At 51.4% G+C, this 3,571-nt stretch carries 4 protein-coding genes; all 4 read right to left on the reverse strand.

The features are described 5' to 3' along the window. Positions 1–119: 119 nt before the first annotated feature. On the reverse strand, positions 120–1,379 hold the full coding sequence (locus H5U36_09690; GenBank protein ID MBC7218380.1) for a replication-associated recombination protein A: 1,260 nt from the start codon (positions 1,377–1,379) through the stop codon (positions 120–122). A 133-nt stretch (positions 1,380–1,512) separates the two neighbouring features. Continuing rightward, on the reverse strand, positions 1,513–1,848 hold the full coding sequence (locus H5U36_09695) for a hypothetical protein (protein ID MBC7218381.1): 336 nt from the start codon (positions 1,846–1,848) through the stop codon (positions 1,513–1,515). After that, complete coding sequence (locus tag H5U36_09700; protein ID MBC7218382.1) at positions 1,845–2,885, reverse strand: aminotransferase class I/II-fold pyridoxal phosphate-dependent enzyme; 1,041 nt, start codon at positions 2,883–2,885, stop codon at positions 1,845–1,847. The genes H5U36_09695 and H5U36_09700 overlap by 4 nt, the downstream gene beginning before the upstream one ends. A 12-nt stretch (positions 2,886–2,897) precedes the next feature. Beyond that, positions 2,898–3,470, reverse strand: a complete 573-nt coding sequence (locus H5U36_09705; protein ID MBC7218383.1) for a TetR/AcrR family transcriptional regulator — start codon at positions 3,468–3,470, stop codon at positions 2,898–2,900. Positions 3,471–3,571: the final 101 nt, after the last annotated feature.

Genomic DNA, 3,571 nt, shown 5'->3' on the forward strand with positions numbered 1-3,571 from the left:
GTGCTTGTTCTTGACCGGGTATCCTCGCACCTTTCCAGGTTATGGGATATCTCCCATATCCCCTGGGATAACTCACCTAAGAACAAGAAGGAGGGACTTGTGAACGAAACTCTGGAACATTACAAGTCGCTGCGATCTCCCCAAAGAATTGCAAGACGCTCCGCGAGGATTTTCTCGTAGCCCCGACGTGTTGGGCGGTAGTACACTCGCTTTCCCAGGGCTTGAGGAAAGTAGTCCTGCTCTACAAACCCTTCCGGAAAGTCATGGACGTACCGGTACTCTTTCGCGTACCCCATTTTGCGGAGGAGATCCGTTGGGGCGTTCCGAAGGTGCAAAGGCACGGGAAGTGAGCCATGCTTTCGCACATCCTCAATAGCCTCTTGAAGCGCCCGATACGAGGCGTTACTCTTTGGGGCACATGCGACGTACACCGTTGCCTGGGCAAGGGCAAGCCTTCCTTCAGGTTCACCGAGGAAATCGAAAGCCTCCCTTGCTGCAAGGGCAAGGAGCAACGCCTGGGGGTCAGCGTTCCCTACATCTTCTGAGGCACAAGCGATAAGCCGTCGCAGGATTGCATGAGGATCCTCTCCTGCCTCAAGCATTCGAGCAAGCCAGTATAAAGCTGCATCAGGGTCGCTTCCCCGCAGGCTCTTGTGGTAAGCCGAAAGGAGATTGTAATGCTCTTCCCCTGTTTTATCGTAGAGATAAGAAGTTCGCTGAAATGTAGCTTCAAGGAAAGAAACGTCAACGGCTTTCTTTTTTTCTTCCCGAGCAAGGAGAGCAGCGGCTTCGAGCATATTGAGGGCTTGGCGGGCATCACCGTCGGCAAGATGGGCAATCCACTGGAGAGCTTCTTCCTCGAAAGGTGGTGCCTTACCCTTGAGGCCCCTCTCCTCCTCGAGGGCTCGCTGCAGCAACGCGATAAGGTCCTCAGATGGGATTTTTCGAAAGAGGATAACTTGCGACCTCGAAAGGAGGGGAGGAATAATCTCAAAGGAGGGATTTTCAGTTGTGGACCCAATAAGCGTAACGATGCCCTCTTCCACATAAGGGAGAAGAAGGCTCTGCTGTCCCTTGTGGAACCGATGGATTTCGTCGATAAAAAAGACCGTCTTCTTGCCTTTGAACTTTAAGGTGTTCTCTGCATCCTGGACCGCTTCCCGTATTTCCTTCACCCCAGAGGCTACAGCACTGAGGGAAATGATTTGATACCCACACGCCTCGGCAAGAATAAAGGCAACAGAAGTCTTTCCTGTTCCCGGAGGACCCCAGAAGATGAGAGAAGGAAGAAAACGAGCCTGAACAATTCGACGAAGAAATCCCTCAGGACCGGTTAAGTGAGGCTGCCCCACAACCTCATCAAGGGTTCGGGGACGCATGCGAAAAGCCAAAGGCTTTGTTTCCTCACGAATTCCAAAGAGTTCCCCTTCCTTAAAAACCCCTACTCGCTCCCCTCTTTAGAACCTCTGTTCTACAGAGAATTATAACCCCTCGAGGAGAAGAAAACAAGGCTCATTCCTGCAAAGTGGCAGGGAGCGCTTGGTGATTGCATTCAAGTGTCTCCTGAAGCATCTTGAACTCCCTCTCAATTTCTGCAACCCAAAGGAGAGTACGGGAAGAGAAATGGAGTAGATGTTCCCCAAAGAGCTTTCTCAACACCTCAAGAAACGACATCCCGCTGAGAAAAACCCTTATATCCTCGGGCCTAAGGCTGAGAAGGTCACGGAGGTAAGTTTTTACATCTTCCTGAAAAACGTACTCTTCAAGAGGTATATACCCCTTTTGAGGACAGGAGTCGATGAGAAAGTGGATGAAATCCTGCAAAACACTCTCAACCTTCTCCTTCACCGCTTGAGTACCTCCCCAATGATATCCACTGCAGCGAGGATATCCTCCCGCGTGACCTCCTTAGAGGTCACAAATCGAACGACTGTTTCTGAAACCGGGGTTACAAGCACCCCTTTTTCTTTAAGAAGCGCAGCAAAAACGGATGCCTTGAGATCTTTGCGCTGTATGTGAAGGAGAACAAAGTTTGTTTGAACCTTTGAGAGGTCCACATGGAATCCCTCGATTTCGGCCAATCTCTCGGCTAAGAGACGGGCGTTCTCGTGGTCCTCTGCAAGGCGAGCAATGTTCTCTTGAGAAAGAGCCATAATGCCGCAGGCACAGAGCCACCCCGTTTGGCGCATTCCTCCTCCGAGCATCTTCCGGTATCGCTTTGCTTCCTCGATAATCTCACGAGAGCCGGCAAGTATTGAACCAACCGGAGCTCCAAGACCTTTGGAGAGAGAAACCATAACTGTATCGGCACAGGCAGCAATCTCTTTTGCAGGAACCCCAAGGTAAACCGAGGCATTGAAAAGACGTGCTCCATCAAGGTGCACTCGAAGACCTTCCTTCTCAGCGAGATCCTTAATGGCCCGGAGCTTTGAGAGTGGGGGAACAATCCCTCCGTAACGGTAGTGAGTGTTTTCAAGGCAAATCAGGCGGGTGCGGGGGTAGTGGATGTCCCTTGGGCGAATTGCCCGACGGATGTCGTCGGGATCCGGCACCCCGTCCTCTCCACGGATTGTCCGCACCATGAGTCCGGCAATGGCTCCTATTCCTCCTGTTTCTGAGGTTCGAATGTGGGCATTTTCCTCAAGAATGACCTCGTCACCACGACTCGTGTGCACGAGAAGAGCAACGAGATTCCCCATCGTGCCACTGGGAAGGAAGATGCTCGCTTCCTTTCCCAGGAGTGACGCTGCCAGGGCTTCGAGTTCGTTCTGCATGGGATCTTCTCCGTATACCGAATCCCCTAAGGGGGCCTGAAAGGCGAATCGCTTCATTTCTTCCGTGGGTAACGTGATGGTATCCCGGCGGAGATCGATGATTTTGCGCATAATCTTGCCCTCCTATACCAGGAAAGAGGTAAAAATCTCTTTGAGGAATTCCCTGTCTTCCTCGGTTATGGTCCTTCCCTCTCTGAGCTCCTCCATACAATACCCTCCAATGCTTGAGGCGATAACCCGAAAGAGGGCATCCCCGGGAATTCTCCTACCCGTCTTCGTGGTGATTTCTCCGATTCTCTCTGCCACCTTCCTTCTGAGTTCCTGAAGCCTCTGGACAATTTCCTGAAAGCACTTGTGAGCCTCCTCATGGGACAAAAGATCGAATGCAGCACGCTGGAAAGCCACAAAGAGATCGCTCTTTTGGGAAAAGAAATCACAGTAACAATCCACAATCCTTGAGAGGATATCCCGAGTACTTCCCCTTGAGAGATTGTTCTCCAAAGCGGTAGCGAGTTCCTCAAGAACTTCGCGTACAACCTCCATGAGAAGGTCGAGCTTGCTCTCAAAGTAGTAGTAAATCGTGGATTTCTTTACCCCTGAAAGGCGTGCTACATCCTCAAGGGTGGCATCAAAAAAGCTCTTTTCAGCGAAAACCCTCTTTGCCGCCTCGAGAATCTTCTTCCTCGTCTCTTCCATCTCGCCACCCGGGGTTAGAAACTGTACTTCACCTCAAGGTACACCTCTTCCTCAAGGTTACCGAGCTTACTCTCCGGTGCACCCTCAGAGAAAGTGTACGT

It is taken from the genome of Candidatus Caldatribacterium sp. (assembly GCA_014359405.1).
Classification (GTDB): domain Bacteria; phylum Atribacterota; class Atribacteria; order Atribacterales; family Caldatribacteriaceae; genus Caldatribacterium; species Caldatribacterium oleiphilum.